This is a genomic window from Bacteroides sp. AM44-19 (assembly GCF_003603395.1).
Classification (GTDB): Bacteria; Bacteroidota; Bacteroidia; order Bacteroidales; family Bacteroidaceae; genus Bacteroides; species Bacteroides uniformis.
Genome location: NZ_QTNB01000013.1, coordinates 39,023 through 63,585 on the forward strand (window position 1 = coordinate 39,023; position 24,563 = coordinate 63,585).

Consider the following 24,563-nt stretch of genomic DNA (forward strand, 5'->3'; position numbering starts at 1 on the left):
GCAGTATGAAAAAGATAATAATACTGATGGTTTGTCTGTGGGGACTTGGTAACACCTTTACCTCGGCACAAACTACGGAGAAGGAGAAATTCATCTCAAGCTTGATGAAGCAGATGACGCTGGATGAAAAGATAGGCCAGCTTGCACAATGCACCTACCGAGGGAATTTTACCGGACCCGACGGTGGAAATATTCCTAAAGAAGAGTATGTCCGGCAAGGCAGAATAGGCTCTATGCTGAATGTGATAGGAGTAAAGGATATACGCCGTTATCAAGAGCTTGCTTTGCAATCGCGTTTGCGCATTCCTTTAATTTTCGGACTGGATGTTATCCACGGCTATCGTACCGGATTTCCGCTTCCGCTTGCCGAGGCTGCAAGTTTCGATTTGGCCATGATTGAGGAAGCTGCACGCTACAATGCTTTGGAAAGTGCCGCCGATGGTTTGAACTGGGTTTTTGCCCCGATGGTGGATATTTCGTGGGACGCACGTTGGGGACGCGTCATGGAAGGGGCCGGTGAGGACCCTTATTATGGTTCTCGGGTAGCGGAGGCGCGTGTCAGAGGCTTGCAAGGAGACGATTTGGCGGACACGACGACTGTCATGGCATGTATGAAACATTTTGCCGGATATGGTGCACCGATAGCAGGAAAGGAGTATAATAGTGTGGATATGTCAATGGGCCACTTTGCCAATTTTTATATGCCTCCCTATAAGGCGGCCATAAAGGCAGGAGCAGCTACCGTGATGAGTGCTTTCAATGATTTTAATAATATTCCTTGTACTGCCAATGATTTCTTGCTCAACCGGCTATTGAGAGAGCAGTGGGGATTTAAGGGATTTGTTGTGTCCGATTATAATTCGGTAGAGGAATTGGTGAACCACCGTTATGCTGCTGACAAGAAAGATGCCGCAGCCAAAGCGCTGAATGCTGGTCTGGACATGGAGATGGTAAGTACCTGCTACTTGACTTATCTGAAGGAGCTTGTTCAAGAAGGGAAAGTAAAGGAGAGTGTGCTTGATGATGCAGTACGGCGTATTTTGGAGAAGAAATATGAGTTGGGATTGTTTGAGGACCCTTTTCGCTACTGTAATCCGGAAAGAGCAGCCAGAATACTCAATGCGCCCGAAGTCCGTAATGCTTCGCTCCGTATGGCCGAGCGTTCCGTTGTATTGCTGGAGAATAGGGAATCTGTGCTTCCGTTGACGGCACAGACGAGGAAGATAGCCTTGATAGGAGGACTCTCAAAATCCCAGTACGATATGGCAGGTGCTTGGGCTGCCACTACGGACCGGAACAAAGTGGTGACCTTATATGATGCATTGGTCCGGAAAGGACTGGAGGTGAACTATGCTGAAGGCTATGATATGAAGAGCAATCAATTGACCGGATTGCAGGAAGCATTACAGGCTGCTGAGGCTTCGGATGTCATTGTTGTGGCGGTAGGCGAGAGATTCGGTCAGAGTGGCGAGAAGGCTTCCAAAGTGAATATAGCCATACCCGAGGGGCAGCAGAAGCTGGTGTCGGAACTGGCAAAGACTGGAAAACCTGTCATTGCTCTTGTCATGTGTGGGCGTCCGGTAATCTTCAATGAGATAAGGGAACATGCTGATGCGGTACTGTGTACTTGGTGGCTGGGAAGTGAGGCCGGCAATGCCATATGCAATGTGTTGTGGGGAGAGTATAATCCTTCGGCTAAATTGCCCATGACATTTCCTGCACACGTAGGACAGATTCCCATTTATTATCAGAATAAGAGCACCGGCCGCCCTACCGCATTGAAACAGACCTATAAGGCATCTTATATCGATGCTTCCACTGAGCCTGCCTATCCTTTCGGATATGGGCTTTCGTACACGGATTTTGGATATTCTGATTTGAAACTGCTGCCGGGCAAGGCTGCAGGCGTCCATACGGAGGTGTCGGTAAAAGTGACTAATACCGGTAAGTGTGCAGGAGAGGAAGTAGTTCAATTGTATGTGCAGGATAAGGTAGCCTCTGTTACGCGTCCGATAAAGGAATTGAAGGGCTTCAGGAAAATTCATCTGAATGTGGGTGAAAGCAAAACTGTAGCTTTTCAGATAACTGACGATGCACTGGGATTCTATGACAATGAGATGAATTATATGGTAGAACCTGGTGATTTCGTCTTTATGGTGGGTGGCAGTAGTGATGATGTACAGCAGATTACCTATAACTTGAAAGAATAGGATTCTTACCCTATAAATGAAAAGCAAGGCTGTCTGGAATCATATCCGGACAGCCTTGCTTTTCTGTTTTAGTTGGTTATCACATTCGTGAAATACTCTTTGAACAGTTTTTCTGCCCGTTCCAGTTGTTCCGGAGTATTTTCCTTCACTTCTTTCAATTTGTAATCCCATCCCATGGCTTCGTATTTGTGAACACCCAGACGGTGATAAGGAAGTATTTCCACCCGTTGTATCTGCTGGTATTTGCCAAGACTTTCACCCAGCAGGCGGGTGTCTTCTTCCGAATCGCTGTAACCGGGGACCAGTACATAGCGCAGCCAGAAGGGGTGTTCATGTTCTTCGAGCCAGGCAGCGGTGCGGAGTGTCTGTTCGTTGCTTCGTCCCGTCAGCGTACGGTGGCGTTCGGGATTGAATTGCTTGATGTCCAGCAGCACGAGGTCAGTCAGACTAAAGAGCTCTTCCACCTTTTCATTCCAGATGCCTCCGTTACTGTCCAGACAGATATGGATGTCGTTCGCCTTCAGCTCCTTGAAAAGAGGAATCAGCGCTTCTGCTTGCAGGGTAGGCTCACCGCCGGAGAAAGTAATACCTCCTTTCTTCCCGAAGAATGCCTTTTGGCTGATAGCCATTTGCAGAATCTCTTCCGGAGTGGTGGGAGTGCCTCCTTTTACATCAATCGTATCCGGATTGGCACAATACAGACAACGGAACGGACATCCTTGCAGGAAAACGACGAGCCGGAGACCCGGCCCGTCGAATGTTCCCATACTTTCGTAGGAGTGTACATTTATCATATTACATTCTTTCGTGGAATGAACGGCTGATGACTTCCAACTGATGCTCGCGGCTCAACTTCACGAAGTTCACGGCATAGCCGGAAACGCGGATGGTGAGTTGCGGATACTTTTCAGGATGTTCCATGGCATCTTCCAGCATTTCGCGGTTCAGTACGTTTACGTTCAAATGGTGGGCACCTTTGGTGAAGTAGCCGTCCATCATGGTTACCAGGTTCTCTACACGTTCTTCCGGTGTCGGGCCCAGTGATTTGGGAACAATGGAGAACGTATTGCTGATGCCGTCCTGCGAGTCGCGGTAGCGCAATTTGGCTACGGAGCTCAAGGAAGCGATGGCACCGTTCTTGTCACGTCCGTGCATTGGGTTGGCACCCGGAGCAAAGGCAACACCTTTGGCGCGTCCGTCCGGAGTGGCACCGGTCTTCTTGCCGTACATCACGTTGGAGGTGATAGTCAGCAAGGAAAGGGTGGGACGGGCATTCTTGTAGACAGGCAGCTTTTTCAGTTCTTCGCTGAAATAGTAAACGAGGTCTACTCCCAGGTGGTCCACACGGTCGTCATTATTGCCGAAGCAGGGGAATGAGCCTTCGGTGTCGAAACCTTCGGTCAGGCCGATTTCGTTGCGGCGTGCAGTGACTTTGGCATATTTGATGGCGGACAGTGAGTCTATGGCGATGGAAAGGCCGGCAACACCGTATGCCAGATTGATGCGTGGGTCGGTATCGATGAATGCCATCTGGGCTTTCTCATAATAATACTTATCATGCATGTAGTGGATGATATTCATGGCCTCGTTGTAGACACGGGCTATTTCAGTCAGTACCTTCTTGTAGTTGGCCATAACTTCCTCAAACTTCAGTGTCTCGCCGGTCAATACGGGAATACCTTTCACCATGACAGTTCCGGTGTTTTCGCAACGGCCACCGTTGATGGCAAGCAGCAGGGCCTTGGCAAGGTTGGCACGTGCGCCGAAGAACTGGATTTGCTTGCCGATGGCTTGGTAGGATACACAGCAGGCAATGCCGTAATCGTCGCAGTTGCGCACTTCGCGCATCAGGTTGTCGTTTTCGTACTGGATGGAGCTGGTATCTACAGAAACTTTGGCGCAGAAATCCTTGAAGCCTTCCGGCAGTTCGGGACTCCACAATACGGTCAAGTTCGGTTCCGGAGAAGGACCGAGGTTGTATAGCGTCTGCAAAAAGCGGAAAGAAGTCTTGGTGACCTTCACGCGTCCGTCGTTGAAGCGTCCGCCGATGGCTTCGGTCACCCAAGTCGGGTCGCCGGCAAAGATATCATTGTACGACTGCATGCGCAGATGGCGTACCATACGTAGTTTGATGACGAACTGGTCTATCAGTTCCTGTGCAAACGTCTCGTCAATCTTGCCGTGAGCCAAATCGTATTCGATGAAAATGTCGAGGAACGAAGATACGTTACCCAGTGACATGGCTGCTCCGTCCTGCTCTTTGATGGCAGCAAGATATGCCATGTATACCCATTGCACGGCCTCTTGAGCTGATGTAGCCGGATGGCTGAGGTCGAGTCCGTAATATTCGCCCATAACCTTGATGTCCTTCAAAGCTTTGATTTGTTCTGCCACTTCTTCGCGTAGACGGATGCGTGCTTCGGTCATCGGGCCGGTGAGGTTGCGCAAGTCCTCCTGCTTGGCTTCAATCAGACGGTCGATGCCGTAGAGAGCCAATCGGCGGTAGTCGCCGATGATACGTCCGCGGGCATAGTTGTCGGGCAATCCGGTAAGGAATCCCAGTGAGCGGAAGGAACGGATTTCTTCGGTATATACATCGAATACGCCGTCGTTATGTGTTTTGCGGTAATGGGTGAAGATGTCTTTTACTTTATCGTCCACTTCCACTCCGTTTTCACGGCATGCTTTTGCTACCACGTTGATGCCTCCGAAAGGTTTGATGGATCGTTTCAACAGTTCATCAGTCTGCAAACCGACAATAAGTTCATTGTCCTTATCAATATACCCGGCTTTATGAGAAGTGATGGTAGATACGGTGGTATTGTCCAGTGAACGGACGCCATTGTTGTTCCTTTCTTCTTCGAGAGCCTTCAGACAGATGTCCCAGATACGTTTGGTACGTTCGGTAGGTCCCTGCAAGAAAGATGCATCCCCGGTATAGGGTGCGATGTTTTTACTGACGAAATCACTGACATTGATTTCTTTATTCCAAAGCCCATTGGTAAAGGTTTTGTTCAATTCCATAATATTTGTTTTTGTTAGTAGGTTAGATAATGTTATCCTTTAGAGCGCGCAAAAATACTGAATAAATTCCGTAATTTTATAAGAGATACTTCTCTTTTTATGTTGAACAGCATAAAATAACTATTATTAGGTAGTGAATGTCCGGGGGAGTAGAGATGTTAATACTTTCTTTATATGTGGTTTATGAATTGAAACAAGAACCGAATAATAATCTGCATTATTTACAAATGATGTAGGTTTAAGGAACAGTCGTATTCTGAACCTAATTCAGTCGTATAGTGAATGCCATTCAGTCGTATACTGAATAGGGTTCAATCGTATACTGAATGTGGCTCTTTGTAAATATACTGATAGCCAGTAAGTTATAAAACTCTGTCTTGCCCTTGATAAATTTCAACAAATAGCCTAAATGCCGTTATGTTCGTTCCGTAGTGGGTATAAACAAGAATTTTGGTATAATTGCTCTGTTTTTGTGCAGAAAAGTTTGTAGAATAAAAAATGATTTGTATCTTTGCACCGCTTTAAAAGAAAAGTACTTCTGAAAAAGAAGTTTTGGAGAGGTGGCAGAGTGGTCGATTGCGGCGGTCTTGAAAACCGTTGTGCTGCGAGGCACCCGGGGTTCGAATCCCTGTCTCTCCGCTGAACTAACTGGATAATGAATAGGTAAGTCTCATAAATTCAACGATTTGTGGGACTTTTTTTATTCCATTATCTCTGCCCTATCGGATATTATTTAGCCCTTTATAGAATAAGAATTTATACTTTAGTTTTGACTGAACTTCAGTATATATGTGCAATTTTAGAACAAATAATCTAAAAATGATTTTCTTTTGTAACTTAGCATAATATTTAAAACAAATATGGTAAAAGCTACAAAAGATAATAGGTCTTTTTCAAGTGGTGTGTTTGATTTAGAGGAGTTCAATATTTATACAAAGGTAATTGATTTGCCTCTTGACGGGATTCCGACATATCTAGAAGAAGGGATAAATGGAGTTTGTACCGGAGGCTCTGCTCTTTTTAATGTGTTTTCTAATAAACGCAGGGTTGTGAAGAATGATTTGATAACTATTTTTCCTTATCAGTTGGCAAGTATAACCGAAATCAGTACAGACTTTGCCGTTATTTTCTTTAAAGTACCAAAGAAATTGTTTATGGATACCATTAATGGGCTGGGTAGGCTTACACTTGACTATTTTTTCTATATGAGGAAATATTATAGCTCTCCGCTCAGTGAAGAAGAGTATAAGCGCTTTGTTCATTTCTGTCATATATTGTCATGCCGTGTAGATTTATCTTGTGCCTTTCTTAGGAGGGAATCGGTGATGTATTTATTGAGGGTTTATTATTGGGACTTGTATGTGGGCTATAAGAGTAACCCCAAGGCTATGGCTTCCGTGAAGTTTGTACGTAAAGAGAAGCAGGTTTTTGAATTCTTTTATTTGGTTATAGAGTATCATACTATAAGTCGTGATGTGGCATTTTATGCAGATAAGATGTGTATCTCACCTAAATATCTGACAATGTTAATAACAGATAATACTGGTCGTTCGGCTAAAGAGTGGATTGTGGAATATACCATACTTGAGATAAAAGTCTTATTGAAAGACTCCAATCTTGAAATAAAGGAAGTGGTTTCACGAACTAATTTTCAATCGAATTCTACGATGACACGTTTTTTTCGTAAGCATACAGGCACTACTCCGTCAGAATACCGTGAGAGAATGTTTGTCTGATATTTGGATAATTTGTACTTATACCAAAAGGCAAGAAAGATATGAAAGAATATCTTAAAATAATAGATGAAATAATCGCTCTTGTGGGGTTACATTTAATTCCCAAATTTGTTAATCTATATCAAGGCCAGGTTGACATAAGATGTGAGGAAAATGATACTGGAGTCTTAATTAATATTATTGTGTCTTTACCAGATAAAAATGAACTGCAGGCTTTGCAAAATCAAGTTGGTATGGACTCACTACAAGCCAAACAGATCTTAGAAGGAATATTAAAATTGGAGAAAATGGATTCATGCAAACCATTGGAAAACAGACAACTGGAATTGAAACGAATTTGGCTTAACAAGCTTGTTTCAGTGTTGGAAGAGCATATGGAAAATACAGAGTTTAATGTTGCTATGCTCTGTCAACTGTTGGGAATGAATCGAAAACTGTTGTATCGAAAGATTAAACAGTTGACGGGGGTTACTCCAGTAAGCCTTATTCGGCGTGTTAGGATGATAAGAGCCGCTACACTTTTATTACAAGGCAGATTCACTGTATCGGAAGTAATGTATATGGTAGGCTATTCCAATCCTTCTTATTTTTCCAGGTGTTTCATGGCAGAATATAATATTTCTCCAAGTCAATATGCAATAATTCAAAAAAAAACAGGTGGAGCGTCCGAATAAGGGGGCACTCCACACATGATTCATTGTCTTTTGTTCTGTTATTTTTTATACCAATCCTTACAGTCATTTCCCATTGATTTTGCCCATGTAGCAAAACCGGGATATTGGCTGTCAATTCTGTTCCTTTCTGTTACCGGGGTAAACCCTAGCATCGGTATATCGATAGCAAATGGATATGCTCCTTTACGGTCGATATAGTAAGCATCATCATTGCTGCCAATCAATGACTGATTGGCATAAGCTGTAGCTTTGTGTTTGGGCAGATGAACCTCTGTGCGATTCTGTTCTCCTTGTGAATATTTTACGATGATGTATGGATTATAGGACAATAGCTGATTCTTTAGGAAAGAACCGTTGAATTCTCTGGTGACTACATATTTATTGCCTATATTCTGTTTGGCATTGGACATTACGATAATGGACGAAGTCTCTTTTTCCAATATTGCACCTTCCGGCAAAGTGATTTTATCGCCAATTTGTGCTGCATCTATCTGATAGGCAAATGCGTTAACATATGTAGCGCCATCATGTACCGGAGTGAATTCGTCAACGATCTTCGTTACTATATTCTTTTTGTCGAAATAGACTTTGCGTTCGTATTCTACAATTACGTCATTCATGTCATAATCGCCACCGGAAGGCCAAATATCTTCGAATGCCAGTGTGCCGGTAACATTTTCATCTTCATCGGGTTTGGGTTCTTCTTTATCACCTTCATCGGGAATAGACGGCCTTTCAGGATCGTCAATAGAACTTCCCGGAGTAGCATCTACATAAAATAAAAGGTCACAGTAGCTTTGATTTACACCATCTTCTGCTCCAAGAATCGTCTTGCCGCTTTTTTGGTCTTTAACAGAGACAAAGGCCGACATGTTGTTTTGGGGATTGGAAGTGCGAAGATTTGAATTGTATGGATTATATAAATCAGGCAATTTAAGATAATCTTCTAAATTATTTCCATAACCGTTCTTAAAACCGTCGGCATAAAGAAACCAGCCTACTGTATATCCTGCTGGGAATGTATCATGGGCTTGGCCGTCTTCATCGAAGTAAAGCAGACGAACTTTATTCCCGGATTCTAAAATCAATATTTGGCCGCCATACCAGTCAAAAGACACATTGGGGAATATAATGTATTTCCTCACTTGGTCTACATCGACGGACGTTCCGGTTTTATAAAAATAATATCCGAAAGTATTGTTATAACTTGCACTTCGATTGAGAAAAATGAGATTCAATGCGGTGTTGTCCTCCTTTATCGAAATATTGATAGTTTTTCCATTACCAAGTAATTTTGAATTGTCTTGTCCTCCTTTATTGAAGAATGTTTTCATCCGGTCTGTCAAATCCAAAATACTTTCATTACCAATATTTTTTTCCTTTGTCATATATTGGCTGTTCAGCTGACCTCCTTCTCCCCAATAGCACAGTGAGTATAGATTTTGGGATTTGTTTACTAAATAAGGTACATCAGACGAAGCGCGAGTGACAGACTTTGTTTTAGGATTTGATTTTGCCGACATGTCAAAAATGACAGCATTGTCTTTAATTTCAAGTTCTATGCATCCCGGCAATCCCCATGTCGCAGTATATAAATAAACTTTATTAAGATAGGTAGGAAGCTGCATTTTTCCCTCATACTTACCGCTGTTGTCGGTATAGGTTTTGAACAAGGCTTCTATACCCTCTTTCTTTATCGGCGTACCTTCCACTGTTTCCATCGGATTTTCACCGTAAATTTCTATCAAAGGAGTAAACCCGTAAATGTCATAGTTGACAGAAAGCCGGACATCACTGCGCATCTCAAAGCCGAAATATTTATCCGGGTCAGGAAGAGGTTCTTTTTCACGATTCGGGTCGTATACGTCTTTCTCCATACAACCTGTCATAAGGCCTGAAAGTGCAAGCACTAAAATGAAAGCCCCAATGCTAATTAAGCGGTTTTGTTTCATAAGATATAAAAATGTTATGTTAATTTTATTTGTATGTATTTTTGATTAGTTACTTGCTCTTTAAATACCCGATACATTTTATTATGCAAATTTAGTCTGTATTGCTCAAACTCATTGATACAAAATTGACAAAAGAATGATAGAAAAAGGACAGTTGATCTTTTTTGTATATCCATGTGATAGTTTGTCGGGAGTGTCTTTTTGTTCTTCCTTTATTGGATTTTACCCTCTTTTCAGTATATTTGCGCTCGGCGTTTTAAGAATATTATCTTTGAGCCGATTCCAATACTAAACTAGATAGAATTAATGGAGAAAATAAATGCAGTAATTACGGGAGTGGGAGGGTATGTTCCTGACTATATTCTGACCAATGAAGAAATATCCAAAATGGTAGATACGACAGATGAGTGGATAATGGGGCGTATCGGTATAAAGGAAAGACGTATCTTGCACGAAGAAGGATTGGGGACTTCGTTTATGGCCCGTAAAGCTGTAAAACAATTAATGCAACGTACAAAATCTAATCCTGATGATATTGATTTGGTGATTGTGGCCACTACAACGGCCGATTATCATTTTCCTTCAACAGCATCCATATTATGTGAGAGAGTAAAGCTTAAGAATGCTTTTGCTTTTGATATGCAGGCTGTTTGTAGTGGCTTTTTGTATGCATTGGAAACTGGAGCCAATTTTATCCGTTCGGGAAAATACAAGAAGGTCATTGTAGTAGGGGCTGATAAAATGTCGTCGGTGATTGATTATACCGATCGTGCCACTTGTCCGATTTTTGGTGACGGTGCTGCCGCTTTCATGCTGGAACCCACCCGGGAAGATATGGGAGTAATGGATGCCGTATTGAGAACAGACGGGAAAGGTCTGCCCTTTTTACATATCAAAGCAGGAGGTTCCGTATGTGCTCCATCTTACTATACACTGGACAATCGGATGCATTATATTTATCAGGAAGGACGTACAGTCTTTAAATATGCTGTGGCCAATATGGCGGATGCTTGTGAGGCGGTCATGGAGAGGAATCACTTGACGAAGGAGGACATTGACTGGGTGATTCCCCATCAGGCAAACATGCGTATAATTACTGCAGTTTCGCAACGCTTGGGAGTATCTCCCGAAAAGGTAATGGTCAATATAGAACGGTATGGAAATACAAGTGCCGGCACGCTTCCGTTGTGTGTATGGGATTTCGAGGATAAGCTTAAAAAGGGGGATAAACTGATTTTTACAGCATTCGGAGCAGGATTTGCCTGGGGAGCTATTTACGTGAAGTGGGGATACGACGGAAAAGGTTGAGGCTCACTGATAAGATTTAGGTTGTTTGTTTTTTTTCTGATACAGCTTTTAGTATCTTTGCGAAACAGCAGTTTTTTATTGTGACAGAAAATTGCATGTGTTTTGTTAACCATATAGAAAACTAAAAACAATCAGCGTATTATGAACCAGGAATTATCCATGAGCCCCAATCTATTGGTGGCTGCCCTTCAAAAACCGGCTTCCGAATTTACGAAAGCAGACATTGTTTCCTATATAAAGGAGAACGACATTCGTATGGTGAACTTCATGTATCCTGCGGCAGACGGGAGACTGAAGACACTGAACTTTGTCATCAATAATGAAGCATACCTTGATGCCATACTTACATGTGGTGAACGCGTAGATGGTTCCAGCTTGTTTCCGTTTATAGAGGCCGGTAGCAGTGATTTGTATGTAGTGCCGCGTTTCCGGACCGCTTTTATAGACCCTTTTTCTGAATTGCCCACACTGTCAATGCTCTGTTCTTATTTCAATAAGGATGGTGAACCGCTGGAAAGTTCTCCGGAATATACCCTGCGTAAGGCATGTCAGGCATTCACTACGGTTACGGGGATGGAATTTCAGGCTATGGGAGAATTGGAATATTATGTCATTTCTGAAAATGACGGATTGTTCCCGGCTACCGACCAGCGTGGTTATCACGAATCGGCCCCTTATGCCAAGTTCAATGATTTCCGTACGGAATGTATGTCATATATTGCGCAGGCAGGCGGACAGATAAAGTATGGGCATTCTGAAGTCGGTAATTTTACGCTGGACGATAAGATTTATGAGCAGAATGAAATAGAATTCCTGCCGGTGCGTGCCGAGGAGGCTGCTGACCAACTGGTGATAGCAAAATGGGTTATTCGTAATCTGGCTAGCCAGTATGGATATAACATTACTTTTGCACCGAAAATCACGGCAGGAAAAGCCGGTTCCGGATTACATATACATATGCGTATCATGAAGGACGGGCAGAACCAGATGCTGAAAGATGGGGCACTTTCTGAAACAGCCCGTAAGGCCATTGCGGGCATGATGAAGCTGGCTTCTTCCATTACAGCTTTCGGTAATACAAATCCTACTTCCTATTTTCGTCTGGTTCCTCATCAGGAAGCACCGACCAACATTTGCTGGGGCGACCGCAACCGTTCGGTATTGGTACGCGTTCCGTTGGGCTGGTCGGCAAAAACGGATATGTGCATGTTGGCAAATCCGTTGGAGACCCCAAGTCATTATGATACTACACAGAAACAGACGGTGGAAATGCGTTCGCCTGACGGTTCGGCCGATTTGTATCAATTGATTGCCGGACTTGCTGTAGCTTGCCGTTATGGATTTGAGATAGACGATGCTTTAGGAATTGCAGAAAAAACATATGTCAATGTAAATATCCACAAGAAAGAAAATGAAGATAAGTTGAAACAACTGGAACAGCTTCCTGACAGTTGTGCCGCTTCTGCCGATTGTTTGGAAAGACAGCGTGCTGTCTTTGAGCAATATCATGTGTTCAGTCCTGCAATGGTTGATGGGGTTATTTCCAAACTGCGTTCTTACGAGGATAGAACCTTGCGTGCAGAGATACAAGACAGTCCGGAGGAGATGCTGAAACTGGTCGAGAAGTATTTCCACTGCGGATAGGAGAAGAAATGAGGGCATAACTCGCCGCAGGTTACACAGATTGCTATAGAATTTCTGATAATCAAGAACTTTTATCTGTGTTAATCTGCGGTGATTGTGTATTTTGATACCTCTCCATTATTCCTTTGGCTTTGAATACTGGTTCTGCTTTTTGTATTTCCGATTCGAAGCCGAACCAATAACCATTTTGGGTATTGTCGTCAATGGGTAGAAAACATAAGCGGAGGCTTTCTTTGTAGTTTCCATAGATGACTTCCCAATATTCCGGTGGCATCTGGCGCTTGGTCTTGACTTTCTCTGCTGGTTTTTTCTTTAATGACATGCCTGCCTCTATCCAGGCAATGGTGACCATGATTTTATAGGCCGGATAATGCATACTGCAGAATTCATAGAGTACGAGGCCTCGCTTTTCCAGGCTCATGGGCTGGTCTATAAGATTTTTATCGATTAAAAATTCCAGAAAGCGACGTAGGAAGTCGTTGTCATCCAGAATCAGCTTGCGGGTGATGGCTTGCCAAGCAGTTGTGTTATAGAATCCATCCAGAAGACGTGACAGTTGCCGGGCTGTTTGAAGCTCGTTGACACTGATTTCATTTGTTTGAAGCACTTCATAAGGGGGGAGAGGAGAATATCGGATGCCTAGTTCTTCCGCTCTTCTTCTCATTTCTGTGCCGGGAAGTAACTTCAGGGATTCAAGCTGTATCTCGCCGGCATTGTATCCGGCAAGTGTACGCACATCTTCAAATATTTCGGATAGGCGGTATAGAGGCAAGCCGGCAATGAGGTCGGCGTGTGTTTCCATATTGGGTAGGGAACATAGGAAACGAAGACCTTGCAGTGAGTCCTCCAGGCTTCCCATCCGACGGCTTTTCTGGAGGACCGGTTCGCGCAGGCTTTGAATACCGGCCTCGAGATGGAGCAATCCTTTAGGTAGCTTTTTCAATTCATTTTTCAGCTCTTCGGATAATAGTGCAGGGTGTATTTCTAAGTGAAAGCATATGTCCGGGTTGAATTCCAGGAAAAGTTGCAGTAATTCTTTAGCACGGCGCGGATTATAATTAAAGGTCCGGTCGAGGACGCGTACGTTTTTTATTCCATGACTGTGGATAATTTGAAGGCGTTCACGGATACTTTCAATGGACAGTGTGCGCACCGGTTTTTCTTCACCGCTGACGCAGAATGCGCATGTGTTGAAACAGCCTCGGGTAGTCTCCAGTTGTACGAATGGTTTGCTCCAGTTGAAAAAACAGCTGTTTTCCGGTGGTACGAGCCGTGAAAAGTTAAGTACACGGGCTATGCCGTTGTCTATATATTGCTTTTGAGGATTCATATAGCAGAGTCCCGGAATACTGTTCCATTTTTCCGGCTGGTTCCAGCAAGACAGCCATTGGGGGAATGCTTCTTCTCCCTCTCCCCTGAATACACAGTCGATGAAAGGGTTTTTATGCAGAAAGTCTTCATTGTTTCCTAAGAATTCAGGTCCACCCAAGATGAAGCAGCTATTGGGAAGCAATGCTTTTAATCTCGCTGTGATGTGCAACAGTTGTTCGTGGTTGAACAACCATGTCGTTGCGGCAATGATGTCGGGTTGGTGCCGGTATATTTCGTCGACAATCATTCCTACGTTTTCATTGATGGTGGCAGATACGATTTCCCATTTTACGGAATTGTTCTTTGCTATTTGTGCGTGCAGTGCAGGGAGTGCCAACGAAGAGTGTGCATACGAGCTATTGAGGTCTATCCAGAGAATTTTCATATTTGATTGAATTTCATCTTTGCAAAGATAACTGATTTTGCTTTTCGTATAAACAAAAAGGGTTATATTTGCATGTCGGAAATCGAAAATAGTAGAGTTATTGGTATAGAATGTTTTTTGAAAGATGAAATATTCTTTTTGTATTCTTATTTCTATAAGGTGATAACGGGTTGTCTTATCACTGGCTTGATAAAGTAAGGAAGGAAGTACTATTAAGTGTGATTGATACAGAATGCAAAATATCGGAATAAGTTTCCAGCTATTTTGAACATTTTGAGAAAGTAAACTCTTTTGTACAAGGACTGGTTTAGGTAATTGATTCCTTCCTATGATGTAGGGATACTCTGTGAGGAGTATCCCTACAATTTTTTACATTGATTCCACGTTGCCTCCCTTTGGGGGATTGTTTGGACAATAACAAAAAAAGAGGAATATTCTTTCGAATTTCCTCTTCTTTGCGGGTGGCAGATGGGACTCGAACCCACGACATTCAGAACCACAATCTGACGCTCTAACCAACTGAACTACAGCCACCATGTTAGTGCATTTCTTAAATGCGGTGCAAAGATAGGGATAATCTTTAATATTGCAAAGAATGAGACGAAAATTTTTGAGATTTCTGCATTATTTTTTCTTCTCGTAGATACCTATATTGTGCTGCTGGAGCAGCTTTCGAGAGCTTTTGACAAAGATTTCCAGGTGTTTACGAGCTTCCGGCGTTAAATGTTCTGTAGGAAAACTGGCAGGATAAAGAATGTAATTTTTTTCTTTAGTAAGTTCCGGCCGGCCGGTCCAGACCAGATTATATCCACAATAGGAAACACGACAGTATGGAAAAGGCAGAGGATTGGAGTCTGGCAGGGGCGTCTGACTCTGACCGGTGTAAGAGGGACGGATGGGTTGGGGGAGAGGATGTTTCTCCAACTGCAAAGTGAAGATAAGGCCGCCGTCAGTGTTGGCCTTGCTCATATTGGAAATGAAGTTTCCCAAGGAGTAGACTATGATGTGCTGTTCGGTACCGTTGGTACGTAGTTCCATCGGTTGAATGACGTGAGGGTGTGAACCGATAATATGTGTTACGCCTTGTTGGAGCAACCAGTTGGCCAGTTCGCGTTGCTCACGGTTGGGAAGGGACTGATATTCCTCTCCCCAATGCATGCAGGCAATAATGGCATCCGGTTGGCGTGCCTTGGCACTTTGGATATCTTGCAGGATGGTATTCTTATCAATATAGTTTACGATATTGGGAGAGGTAGCCTTGATACCATTGGTGCCGTAAGTATAGTTGAGTAGGGCAATGCGAAAGCCGTTTCTGTTGATGAACAGGGGATAGCGTTGCCTGCGCTCCGACAGATTCTTGTAGGTGCCTGCGTAACGAATACCGGAGGAGTCAAGCAATTGTATGGTACGCTCCATTCCCTTTTTTCCACGGTCCAGACAGTGGTTGTTGGCTGTCAGTAAAATATCGAATCCGGCGTCCTTTATGGCCTGAAGATATTCATCGGGGGCGCTGAACATTGGATAGCCCCGATAGGGCCTGCCCCCCAATGTGACTTCCAGATTTCCTATGGCGAGGTCTGCCTGGGATATTTGCTCTTTTATGAGGGAGAAGCAGGAGGAGTAGTCATATTTTCCTTCAGATACATGTGCAGCGTCTATTTGTGCCTGGTGCTGCATCAGGTCGCCGACAAATAATAGCGTAATCCTTTCCTGCGAGGAAAGGGTTACGCTATACAGTAGGACAACAATGAAGACGGCGAGCGTTTTCATCGCCTTGTTATTGGTAGATTGCTTTCTTGCCGGCGAGCAATGTATTCTTCATAAGGGAAACGATGGTCATGGGACCTACGCCTCCCGGTACGGGGGTAATGAATGAACATTTGGGAGCTACTTCGTCGAATTTCACATCACCGGTCAACTTGAACCCGGATTTCTTGGAGGTATCGGGCACACGGGTAGTACCTACATCAATAACGACAGCGCCTTCCTTGACCATTTCCGCCTTAACAAAGTTCGGTTGTCCCAACGCAGCAATGATGATGTCCGCTTCCTGGCATTCCTTTACCAGGTCTTTGCTGCGGCTGTGGCATACGGTCACTGTGGCATCACCGGGATAAGCCTTCTGCATCATCAGGGCAGCCATGGGTTTGCCGACAATGTTACTGCGTCCCAATACCACGCATTTCTTGCCTGAAGTCTCTATCTGATAGCGCTTCAGCAGTTCGAGGATACCGTTGGGAGTAGCGGATACATAGCAGGGAAGGCCAATGGACATCCGTCCCACGTTGATGGGATGAAAGCCGTCCACATCCTTGCGGTAGTCGATGGTTTCAATCACTTTCTGCTCGGAGATATGCTTGGGCAAGGGAAGCTGTACGATGAAACCGTCCACATCCGCATCCTCGTTCAATTCGCGTACCTTGGCGAGCAGTTCCTTTTCGGTAACGTCTGCCTCGTAACGGATAAGTGAGGACTTGAATCCGCAAACTTCGCATGCTTTTACTTTGGCGGCAACGTAGGTTTCGCTACCTCCATCGTGTCCTACAAGAATGGCGGCCAGATGCGGGCGTTTACCCCCACGAGCCACTATTTCGGCTACTTCTGCTGCAATCTCTTGCTTTACTTGCTCTGAAATTGCTTTTCCATCAATCAGTGTCATAGGCTGTTATCTTATCTTTTAAGTTTCGGCATCATCTTACCCATCTTGCTGCCAGTGACCATCTTCATCATCTTGCGGGTCTGGTCAAACTGTTTCAGCAGGCGGTTTACTTCCTGAATATTCGTACCGCTACCTTTGGCAATGCGCTGGCGGCGTGAACCGTTCAGAATGGCCGGATTGCTGCGTTCTTCCGGAGTCATGGAGTAGATGATGGCTTCAATGCTCTTGAAGGCATTGTCGTCAATGTCTATATCCTTGATGGCTTTGCCTACGCCCGGTATCATGGAGGCAAGTTCCTTCAAGTTACCCATTTTCTTGATTTGTGCAATCTGGCTCAGGAAGTCGTTGAAGTCGAACTGGTTCTTGGCAATCTTCTTTTGCAGGCGTTTGGCTTCTTCCTCGTCATATTGTTCCTGCGCACGTTCCACCAAAGATACGATGTCACCCATACCGAGAATACGGTCGGCCATACGTGAGGGATGGAACTGGTCGATGGCATCCAGCTTTTCACCGGTACCTACAAACTTGATGGGCTTGTTTACCACCGAACGGATAGAAAGGGCGGCACCACCGCGGGTATCACCATCCAGTTTGGTCAATACTACACCATTGAAGTCGAGCCGTTCGTTGAATTCCTTAGCGGTATTCACTGCATCCTGACCGGTCATTGAATCCACTACGAACAGAATCTCGTCCGGATTGATGGCCTTCTTGATGGCGGCAATCTCGTTCATCATCTCCTCATCCACTGCCAGACGACCGGCTGTATCGACAATTACAAGGTCGTAACCTTTGGCTTTGGCTTCTTGGATGGCATTTTGGGCAATGGCTACCGGATTTTTGCTGTCCGGTTCCGAGTACATCGGTACGTCAATCTGTTCAGCCAGTACACGCAACTGCTCGATAGCGGCAGGACGGTACACGTCACAAGCCACCAATAACGGCTTTTTGTTCTTCTTGCTCTTCAGCATGCGGGCCAGCTTTCCGGAGAAAGTTGTTTTACCGGAGCCTTGCAAACCGGACATTAGGATAATGGCAGGCTTGGAGTCGAGGTTTATTTCAGAAGTCTCGCCGCCCATGAGCTGGGTCAGTTCATCGTGTACGATTTTTACCATCAGCTGGCTGGGCTTAACGGCTGTCAGCACGTTTTGTCCCAAGGCTTTTTCCTTAACGGTATCGGTGAAGTTTTTGGCTACCTTATAGTTCACGTCGGCATCCAAAAGTGCCTTACGTACGTCTTTCAGGGTTTCCGCAACATTGATTTCGGTGATTTTGCCCTCACCTTTCAAAATTTTAAACGACCTTTCAAGTCTCTCGCTTAAATTATCGAACATAGTATCTAATTACAATTACTAAATTACAAATTACTCTTATTGAGGCGCAAAAGTACAAAAAATCCCTTTAACTGCCTTCTTTTGAAGCAGAATATTATTGAAGACTTGCAGCGGGATGGGCGAAAAGAATGGAAGTGCCGGTCAAGGCACTGATAATCATCTATATTATTCTGTTTTTTTTAGTTCTTTTTGCTTACTTTCTATTGATAATGTCTCTGGCGCAGGGTCCTTCGTGGTTGGGATATCCCGGTGCGTGGCTGCGCCATCTCTTGTCGGCTTCAACTTTCAGGCTTCGGTAGTCGTCCTGTGTGCGGCGGATGTAGTCGTCCAGCAGTGCCCGGTGCTCGGCCAGAATCTTTGAGTATTTGGGGTCATGGGCAAGGTTTCGTCTTTCTCCTTTATCCTTCAGCATATCATACAGTTCTTCCCCGTTGCCTTCCAGATAGTGTGTGTATTTGTATCTGGGACTGCGTATCATCCGTCCCGGGCTGACGGTCACTTCGTATTCACTGTGCCATTCGGAGGCTGCATAGGGGTGCTGTCTCTTTTGCTTCTCGCCTTTCAGGAAAGGGGCAAGGCTGATGCCGGGCTTGGAGGAAGGCACCGGAATGCCTGCCAGTTCACAGAGAGTGGGCAGCAGGTCGATAGTGGGTTGGGTCAGTAAATCTTCCACCGGTTTTTGACGGGGATGAATACCGGGACCGGCTATGATGAAGGGCACATTTGTCATTTCTTCGTAAAAGCTGACCTGCTTGGTTACCATGCGGTGTGACCCCATTCCGTCTCCGTGGTCTGCCAGTACAATGACAATTGTATTTTTGCCGGCGGGAGTGGAGTAGAGGGCTTCCAGTACACTCTCTATCTGTCTGGCCACTATCCGCGTGTAATGCTGGAAGGCGGCGACGTAGTGCCGGTAATTGTCCTCGTTCCAGTGGGCGGCTTGCATCATCCTCCGGTGGCTGCAGCAGATGTACTGAATGGGCAACGGAAGTTTTTCCCAGTCTTCCACTTCAAAGTTTTCGGGTAGTAGCGGGAGTGGGGTACTGATGGGGCTATCTATGTGCTCCCCTTTATTTTCGCCTACATATCCGCAGATATTGTGCGGGTTTTGGAAATCGGCTATGCAGATGAAAGGTTCTTGCGGCGGATTGCTGAGATAGGCCACGGCATCCTCGCAGGTTCCTACATCCAGAAAGCTGTCATTGTTGACGGGAAATTCGGGGTCGGTGAAGGGCTTGGCAACCGGTTCCTTGTGGCGGAATCCCCTTAGGGAACCCATGTCATGGGTTTTGCCAAAGTGGACGGCCTCATAACCGTTGGCGGTGAAGAGGCTTCCCAGGGTCGGAATGCTGTCGGGCAGCGGAGGATTGATGTGTTCGGCCGAGTTGGAACGTACATTGGTTTGATGCGGCATCAGTCCGCTCCATAAGGCAGCGCGTGACGGTTGGCTGAGGGGGCATCCCACGTATGCGTTGGCAAATGTTACACCTTGGGAGGCAATTCGGTCTATAGGTGGAGTGCAGCTGGGGTCGGCACCGTATGCGCCTACTACCCGCTGGGTCAGATGGTCGCATTGGATAATAAGAAAATTGGGCGATTGCTGTGCCATTACCGGAAAGCTGCACAATGCCATTCCCATAAAAGAGTGAATCGTTTTCATCAGATTTGGATTTTATTTGTTCAAGGTTATTGTATGGTGGCAAATGTATGAAAAAACGGATATAAAAAAAGCTTCCACCTACGTTTATGAACGTAAATGGAAGCTTTTGTACAATATCTGTATGCAGTTGCTGTTAACTGTTCATGCTCATCAGGAATTCGTCGTTGTCTTTGGTCTTCTCCAGACGGTCTTTTACGAAGTCCATGGCTTCTATCGGATTCATGTCGGCAAGGTACTTGCGGAGAATCCACATGCGGTCCAGTGTCTGCTTGTCTTGCAGCAGGTCGTCGCGGCGGGTGCTGGAGGCAACGATGTTGACAGCCGGGAAGATACGCTTGTTGGACAAGTTGCGGTCGAGCTGCAACTCCATATTACCCGTACCCTTGAATTCTTCGAAGATAACCTCGTCCATCTTTGAGCCAGTGTCAATCAAGGCAGTGGCAAGGATGGTCAGTGAACCGCCGCCCTCGATGTTACGTGCTGCACCGAAGAAGCGTTTGGGCTTATGCAATGCGTTGGCATCCACACCACCGGAAAGCACTTTGCCGGAAGCCGGGGATACGGTGTTGTAGGCACGTGCCAGGCGGGTGATGGAGTCGAGGAAGATGACAACATCGTGTCCGCATTCCACCATGCGTTTTGCTTTTTCAAGGACGATGCCGGCAATCTTCACGTGGCGTTCTGCCGGTTCGTCGAAGGTAGAGGCGATTACTTCCGCATTGACGGTACGCGCCATGTCGGTAACTTCCTCCGGGCGTTCGTCGATGAGCAGCATAATCATGTAGACTTCCGGATGATTGGCGGCAATGGCGTTGGCTATGTCTTTCATCAAGATGGTCTTACCGGTTTTGGGCTGTGCCACAATCAAGGCACGCTGACCTTTGCCGATGGGGGCAAACAAGTCTACGACACGGGCCGACATAGAGTCGGAGTATCCGCCTTTGCAAAGCTTGAACTTCTCGTCCGGGAAGAGGGGGGTGAGGTGCTCGAACGGTACGCGGTCGCGTACGAAAGCCGGGTCACGTCCGTTTATTTTGGATACTTTTACCAGCGGGAAGTACTTTTCGCCTTCTTTCGGGGGACGGATTACGCCTTCTACCACATCACCGGTTTTCAGGCCGAACAATTTGATTTGTGATTGTGATACGTAAATATCGTCCGGTGAGGACAAATAGTTGTAATCGGAGGAACGGAGGAAGCCGTAGCCATCCTGCATGATTTCCAGTACACCGGTTCCGGTGAGGATGTCATCGAATTCGTACGTCTTCTCGCGTTCTATTACGGGTTTGCGTTCCGGAGCGGCGGGATAGTTCTCTCCGTTGTTATACGGTTGTGCAGGGCGCTGCTGCACGGGGCGCTGTTGGTTATAGCCACCGTTGCGGTTGTTATTGTTGTTGTTATTGTATGGGTTGTTGTTGTCGCGGGCGCGGAGGCGCGGGCGTTGTGGCTGTTGCGGTTCGGCTGGGGCAGCGGCAGGAGTGGGAGTGGCGGGAGTTTCTGCTTTGGTCGCTTCGAATTTGCCGATGAGTTCGGATGGCAATTCTATTTTTTCCGTAGGGAGGTCTTCAATGGGGATGAAGTCATCTGCCGCTTCGGCCAGGATAGGGCTTTCGTCCGGTACGATATTCTTTTCTGCTTTGGCTTCTGCCTGAGGTTCTGTTTTCGGAGCTTTAGCCTCGAAATTCAATTCCGGTTCGGCAACCTTCGGGGTTTCTGTTGCTTGGGGTGCAGCAGTCTCTTCCTTTACCTTGCGGGGGCGTCCCGGTTTGCGTTTGGGTACGGCGGCTTCTTTGGCTGGCGCCGGCGTTGCAGCTTCTATGGTCGGTTCTTGGGGTGCTTCCACAGTTTTGGGTTGTTCTTTCGCAGCCGGTGCTTCCTCTGTTTTGGCTTTGGTGAGGTCTCCGTTTTTATTGGCTGAGAACACTTTGTCGGCACCTTCCTTTTTTACGGTCTTTACAGTGACGCGCGAGCGTTTTTGCTTTTCCCCTTTACGCTCTTCCTTCAGCTTGTCGGCGGCAACTTTCTTGGTAGCGCCTGCGATAGCTTGTTCGTCAAGTATCTTGTAAACAAGTTCTTCTTTTTTGAGTGAGTCTGTTTTTTTTATACCCAGTTCTTGGGCAATAGTTTGTAGTTCCGACAAATTTTTGTCGTTCAGTTGAATGATGTTATACATACAGTATATATGTGAATGGTTTAAAATTTACTTTTATTGAAAGGCATAAGTGCACAGTTGCAGTTGTTGTAGGAAGCAACTTGGGCAAGTTTACCTTGTGATATATGATTTATATGGGATATTTATTATTGAACCGGAAATCTGATAAACAATTCTTGCCACAGCAAGAAGTCGCAGAATGTTTCAACGGTGCAAAGGTAATAAATATTTTTGGTTTCATAAACAAATCATCTTTTTTTTAAATTTAAAACTTTATCTTTGGATTATTAACAACAACATGAAGGATTGGTTTATGAATATAGATGAAGTACAGTTGATAACTTTTTCACCTACTTGTACCTCTAAACAAGTGGGAGAGGCAATTGTTCACGGAACGGGAATTTCGTCTGTCTCCAAAGTGGACCTCACCTTGGAGGCGGCGGGTAAAAGGGAGGTACCTTCCCATGCTTTGGCGGTCATCACGGTGCCCGTATATGGCGGTCATGTGGCTCCTTTGGCATTGGAGCGGATGAAGGAGCTTCATGCTGACGGTGCACCTGCCGTGGTTGTGGTGGTGTACGGCAACCGGGCCTATGAGAAGGCTTTGGTGGAATTGGATGCTTTTGTCACGAAGTTGGGCTTCAAGGTAATTGCAGGTGCTACGTTTGTAGGAGAGCACTCTTATAGCAGTGAGAAATATCCGGTGGCATCCGGACGTCCGGATGCGGACGACTTGGAGTATGCAAAGCTTTTTGGTGAAAAAATACGTGCTAAAATTGCGGCGGCCGAAGATATGGAGAAACTGTATGGGGTGGATGTGACCCGTATCCAGCGTCCGCGCCAGCCTTTCTTCCCGTTGCTCCGCTTTTTGCGCAGAGTCGTCAAGTTGCGTAAGAGTGGGGTGCCTATGCCCCGTACTCCGCAAGTGGATGCGGAACGTTGTACGCATTGCGGATATTGCGTGAAGCATTGTCCTGCAGGAGCCATTATAAAAGGAGACGAGTGCAATACGGTTGCAGAGAAATGCATCAAATGTTGTGCTTGTGTGAAAGGCTGTCCGCAGAAGGCGCGCACGTATGACACGCCGTTTGCCGTATTGCTTTCCGATTGCTTCAAGAAACAGAAGGAGGACAGAATCATTCTGTGATGGCTACTGGTCGATGGTTGATACGACCAACACTTTCCGGGTTTTTTCGTCTATTCTGAAACGGTTGTCCACCCGTTCTCCCACCAGCCAGATGATGTCATCTCCGCAGCAAAGCACCCATTGCCGTTCTTTGCGCAGAAGGGAGAACTTGCGGTCGGTCAGGTAGTCGCTTACCTTCTTCCGGCCTTTCATGCCGAAGGGCACGAAGCTGTCTCCCTGCCTGCAAAGGCGCAGTGATAGGGGATGCTGGAGTTTGTCGGCATCAAAGCAGGCGGTAGCTTTGTCGCGTGGAATCATGAAATCCGGTGCATAGGGATGCTCTTTCATTTCCAATAACGGCTTTACGGCTTCCTGTACGGGTTCTATCAACAACGAGCCGCGGTCTTTGATGACACGCCAGCCGGGGGTGGCAAAGACTTTGCCGGGCTGTCCGTCCAATGTCCGGCAGATGTCCCTTACTTGTGCGGCGTTGAATCCAAGCGGATGCAGAATTTCAAATAAGACCGTTTCCGGTGCCGCTTCTTGCCTCAGGGCGCCGATACTTATGCCTTCCGGTGTCTTGACTCGCAGTTTGGCTTCTTCTATACCTATATTATATATAGAGGCGGCATCGTCCATATGCTCTGCCGTTTTGAGGATGCTTTCCTTGACGGAGGGGTTTATCTCCTGCATCATGGGAAGCAGGTTCAAGCGTATTTTGTTGCGGGTATATTCGTCCTGCAGATTGGTGCTGTCCGTCACGTAGGCTTGCCCGATACTTTCCAGATAACCGACGATTTCCTTTCTGTCCAGGCAGAGCAAGGGGCGGACTATATGTCCGTTTCGGGGGCGTATACCCCGCAATCCGTTGATGCCGGTACCGCGAATCAGATTGAGCAGCAATGTCTCTACACTGTCATCTTGATGGTGGGCGACGGCAATGACAGCTGCACTGCATGCTTCCCTTGTTTTTTCGAACCACGCGTAGCGCAATTCCCTTGCAGCCATTTCGATGGAGATATGCCGTTCCTTTGCTTCCTGCTCCGTGTTGAAGTGGACGGTGTGCAGCGTCACCCGGTGCTCCAGGCAGAGCTGGCGTACAAAGTGCTCGTCGCGGTCGGATTCCGCTCCGCGCAGATGGAAGTTGCAATGGGCGGCTTCGCATGTGTATCCCAGGCTGAGGAGCAGGCGCAGCAACGCCACGGAGTCCGCCCCGCCGCTCAGTGCCACAAGTATCTTGTCGTCCAGCGAGAAGAGCTTGTGGCGCTCGATGTATTGTACTACCTTCTGCATATTCAACTATAGAGTGGTGCAAAGATAGTGCAAAC

General features: G+C 46.0%; 16 protein-coding genes and 2 tRNA genes. 7 read left to right on the forward strand and 11 right to left on the reverse strand.

The window, feature by feature from the left end; translation table 11 throughout:
• Positions 1-5: 5 nt before the first annotated feature.
• Positions 6-2,210: a glycoside hydrolase family 3 N-terminal domain-containing protein gene (locus tag DW947_RS16345; protein ID WP_117963295.1), complete on the forward strand. Its 2,205-nt coding sequence runs from the start codon at positions 6-8 to the stop codon at positions 2,208-2,210.
• A gap of 68 nt (positions 2,211-2,278) precedes the next feature.
• Here DW947_RS16345 and pflA read toward each other — a convergent pair whose 3' ends face one another.
• Positions 2,279-3,004 carry a pyruvate formate-lyase-activating protein gene (gene pflA, locus DW947_RS16350; protein ID WP_005832493.1) on the reverse strand — a complete coding sequence of 242 codons (726 nt, stop codon included), beginning with the start codon at positions 3,002-3,004 and terminating at the stop codon, positions 2,279-2,281.
• A gap of 1 nt (position 3,005) precedes the next feature.
• Positions 3,006-5,234 (reverse strand): formate C-acetyltransferase, encoded by a 2,229-nt coding sequence (gene pflB / locus DW947_RS16355; protein WP_005832491.1) that lies wholly within the window; start codon positions 5,232-5,234, stop codon positions 3,006-3,008.
• 554 nt (positions 5,235-5,788) lie between these two features.
• Here pflB and DW947_RS16360 point away from each other — a divergent pair.
• The 3 genes from DW947_RS16360 (at position 5,789) to DW947_RS16370 (ending at position 7,644) form a co-directional block, all read left to right on the forward strand.
• A tRNA-Ser gene (locus DW947_RS16360) sits at positions 5,789-5,873 on the forward strand.
• Between the two features lie 221 nt (positions 5,874-6,094).
• Complete coding sequence (locus DW947_RS16365; protein WP_117963293.1) at positions 6,095-6,970, forward strand: helix-turn-helix domain-containing protein; 876 nt, start codon at positions 6,095-6,097, stop codon at positions 6,968-6,970.
• Between the two features lie 41 nt (positions 6,971-7,011).
• A complete protein-coding gene (locus DW947_RS16370) occupies positions 7,012-7,644 on the forward strand; it encodes a helix-turn-helix domain-containing protein (RefSeq protein ID WP_005831576.1) in 633 nt (210 codons plus the stop codon).
• A 38-nt stretch (positions 7,645-7,682) separates the two neighbouring features.
• Here the strand turns inward: DW947_RS16370 and DW947_RS16375 are convergent, their stop codons facing one another.
• Positions 7,683-9,596 (reverse strand): LruC domain-containing protein, encoded by a 1,914-nt coding sequence (locus DW947_RS16375; protein WP_005831574.1) that lies wholly within the window; start codon positions 9,594-9,596, stop codon positions 7,683-7,685.
• A gap of 306 nt (positions 9,597-9,902) precedes the next feature.
• Between DW947_RS16375 and DW947_RS16380 the strand changes: the two genes are divergently transcribed.
• Together DW947_RS16380 and DW947_RS16385 are read left to right on the forward strand one after the other, a co-directional pair.
• Positions 9,903-10,904 carry a beta-ketoacyl-ACP synthase III gene (locus DW947_RS16380; RefSeq protein ID WP_005831570.1) on the forward strand — a complete coding sequence of 334 codons (1,002 nt, stop codon included), beginning with the start codon at positions 9,903-9,905 and terminating at the stop codon, positions 10,902-10,904.
• Positions 10,905-11,045: 141 nt separating this feature from the next.
• Positions 11,046-12,548, forward strand: coding sequence for a glutamine synthetase family protein (locus DW947_RS16385; protein WP_005832480.1), 1,503 nt, complete (start codon positions 11,046-11,048; stop codon positions 12,546-12,548).
• Positions 12,549-12,609: 61 nt separating this feature from the next.
• Here the strand turns inward: DW947_RS16385 and DW947_RS16390 are convergent, their stop codons facing one another.
• The 7 genes from DW947_RS16390 to rho all read right to left on the reverse strand — a co-directional run bounded on the left by DW947_RS16390 (position 12,610) and on the right by rho (position 22,130).
• Positions 12,610-14,304 carry a B12-binding domain-containing radical SAM protein gene (locus DW947_RS16390; protein ID WP_005831566.1) on the reverse strand — a complete coding sequence of 565 codons (1,695 nt, stop codon included), beginning with the start codon at positions 14,302-14,304 and terminating at the stop codon, positions 12,610-12,612.
• A gap of 460 nt (positions 14,305-14,764) precedes the next feature.
• A tRNA-His gene (locus DW947_RS16395) sits at positions 14,765-14,838 on the reverse strand.
• A 90-nt stretch (positions 14,839-14,928) separates the two neighbouring features.
• Positions 14,929-16,074, reverse strand: a complete 1,146-nt coding sequence (locus DW947_RS16400) for a CapA family protein (RefSeq protein ID WP_005831561.1) — start codon at positions 16,072-16,074, stop codon at positions 14,929-14,931.
• A gap of 7 nt (positions 16,075-16,081) precedes the next feature.
• Complete coding sequence (gene folD, locus DW947_RS16405) at positions 16,082-16,963, reverse strand: bifunctional methylenetetrahydrofolate dehydrogenase/methenyltetrahydrofolate cyclohydrolase FolD (protein WP_005831560.1); 882 nt, start codon at positions 16,961-16,963, stop codon at positions 16,082-16,084.
• Positions 16,964-16,974: 11 nt separating this feature from the next.
• A complete protein-coding gene (gene ffh, locus DW947_RS16410) occupies positions 16,975-18,297 on the reverse strand; it encodes a signal recognition particle protein (protein WP_005831559.1) in 1,323 nt (440 codons plus the stop codon).
• A gap of 193 nt (positions 18,298-18,490) precedes the next feature.
• A complete protein-coding gene (locus DW947_RS16415; protein WP_005831557.1) occupies positions 18,491-19,957 on the reverse strand; it encodes a sulfatase in 1,467 nt (488 codons plus the stop codon).
• Between the two features lie 133 nt (positions 19,958-20,090).
• Positions 20,091-22,130 carry a transcription termination factor Rho gene (gene rho / locus DW947_RS16420; protein ID WP_005832474.1) on the reverse strand — a complete coding sequence of 680 codons (2,040 nt, stop codon included), beginning with the start codon at positions 22,128-22,130 and terminating at the stop codon, positions 20,091-20,093.
• A gap of 292 nt (positions 22,131-22,422) precedes the next feature.
• On the opposite strand from rho, the gene DW947_RS16425 reads away from it, so the two are divergent.
• On the forward strand, positions 22,423-23,256 hold the full coding sequence (locus DW947_RS16425) for a 4Fe-4S binding protein (protein WP_025834852.1): 834 nt from the start codon (positions 22,423-22,425) through the stop codon (positions 23,254-23,256).
• A gap of 3 nt (positions 23,257-23,259) precedes the next feature.
• On the opposite strand, the gene tilS is transcribed toward DW947_RS16425, so the two are convergent.
• A complete protein-coding gene (gene tilS, locus DW947_RS16430) occupies positions 23,260-24,528 on the reverse strand; it encodes a tRNA lysidine(34) synthetase TilS (RefSeq protein WP_117963305.1) in 1,269 nt (422 codons plus the stop codon).
• Positions 24,529-24,563 lie beyond the last annotated feature (35 nt).

What these genes read in the sequence shown, in the direction of transcription:
- DW947_RS16345 (WP_117963295.1), top strand. Translation starts at nt 6, where the DNA reads ATGAAAAAGATAATAATACTGATGGTTTGTCTGTGGGGACTTGGTAAC.
- pflA (WP_005832493.1), bottom strand. Translation starts at nt 3,004, where the DNA reads ATGATAAATGTACACTCCTACGAAAGTATGGGAACATTCGACGGGCCG.
- pflB (WP_005832491.1), bottom strand. Translation starts at nt 5,234, where the DNA reads ATGGAATTGAACAAAACCTTTACCAATGGGCTTTGGAATAAAGAAATC.
- DW947_RS16365 (WP_117963293.1), top strand. Translation starts at nt 6,095, where the DNA reads ATGGTAAAAGCTACAAAAGATAATAGGTCTTTTTCAAGTGGTGTGTTT.
- DW947_RS16370 (WP_005831576.1), top strand. Translation starts at nt 7,012, where the DNA reads ATGAAAGAATATCTTAAAATAATAGATGAAATAATCGCTCTTGTGGGG.
- DW947_RS16375 (WP_005831574.1), bottom strand. Translation starts at nt 9,596, where the DNA reads ATGAAACAAAACCGCTTAATTAGCATTGGGGCTTTCATTTTAGTGCTT.
- DW947_RS16380 (WP_005831570.1), top strand. Translation starts at nt 9,903, where the DNA reads ATGGAGAAAATAAATGCAGTAATTACGGGAGTGGGAGGGTATGTTCCT.
- DW947_RS16385 (WP_005832480.1), top strand. Translation starts at nt 11,046, where the DNA reads ATGAACCAGGAATTATCCATGAGCCCCAATCTATTGGTGGCTGCCCTT.
- DW947_RS16390 (WP_005831566.1), bottom strand. Translation starts at nt 14,304, where the DNA reads ATGAAAATTCTCTGGATAGACCTCAATAGCTCGTATGCACACTCTTCG.
- DW947_RS16400 (WP_005831561.1), bottom strand. Translation starts at nt 16,074, where the DNA reads ATGAAAACGCTCGCCGTCTTCATTGTTGTCCTACTGTATAGCGTAACC.
- folD (WP_005831560.1), bottom strand. Translation starts at nt 16,963, where the DNA reads ATGACACTGATTGATGGAAAAGCAATTTCAGAGCAAGTAAAGCAAGAG.
- ffh (WP_005831559.1), bottom strand. Translation starts at nt 18,297, where the DNA reads ATGTTCGATAATTTAAGCGAGAGACTTGAAAGGTCGTTTAAAATTTTG.
- DW947_RS16415 (WP_005831557.1), bottom strand. Translation starts at nt 19,957, where the DNA reads ATGAAAACGATTCACTCTTTTATGGGAATGGCATTGTGCAGCTTTCCG.
- rho (WP_005832474.1), bottom strand. Translation starts at nt 22,130, where the DNA reads ATGTATAACATCATTCAACTGAACGACAAAAATTTGTCGGAACTACAA.
- DW947_RS16425 (WP_025834852.1), top strand. Translation starts at nt 22,423, where the DNA reads ATGAATATAGATGAAGTACAGTTGATAACTTTTTCACCTACTTGTACC.
- tilS (WP_117963305.1), bottom strand. Translation starts at nt 24,528, where the DNA reads ATGCAGAAGGTAGTACAATACATCGAGCGCCACAAGCTCTTCTCGCTG.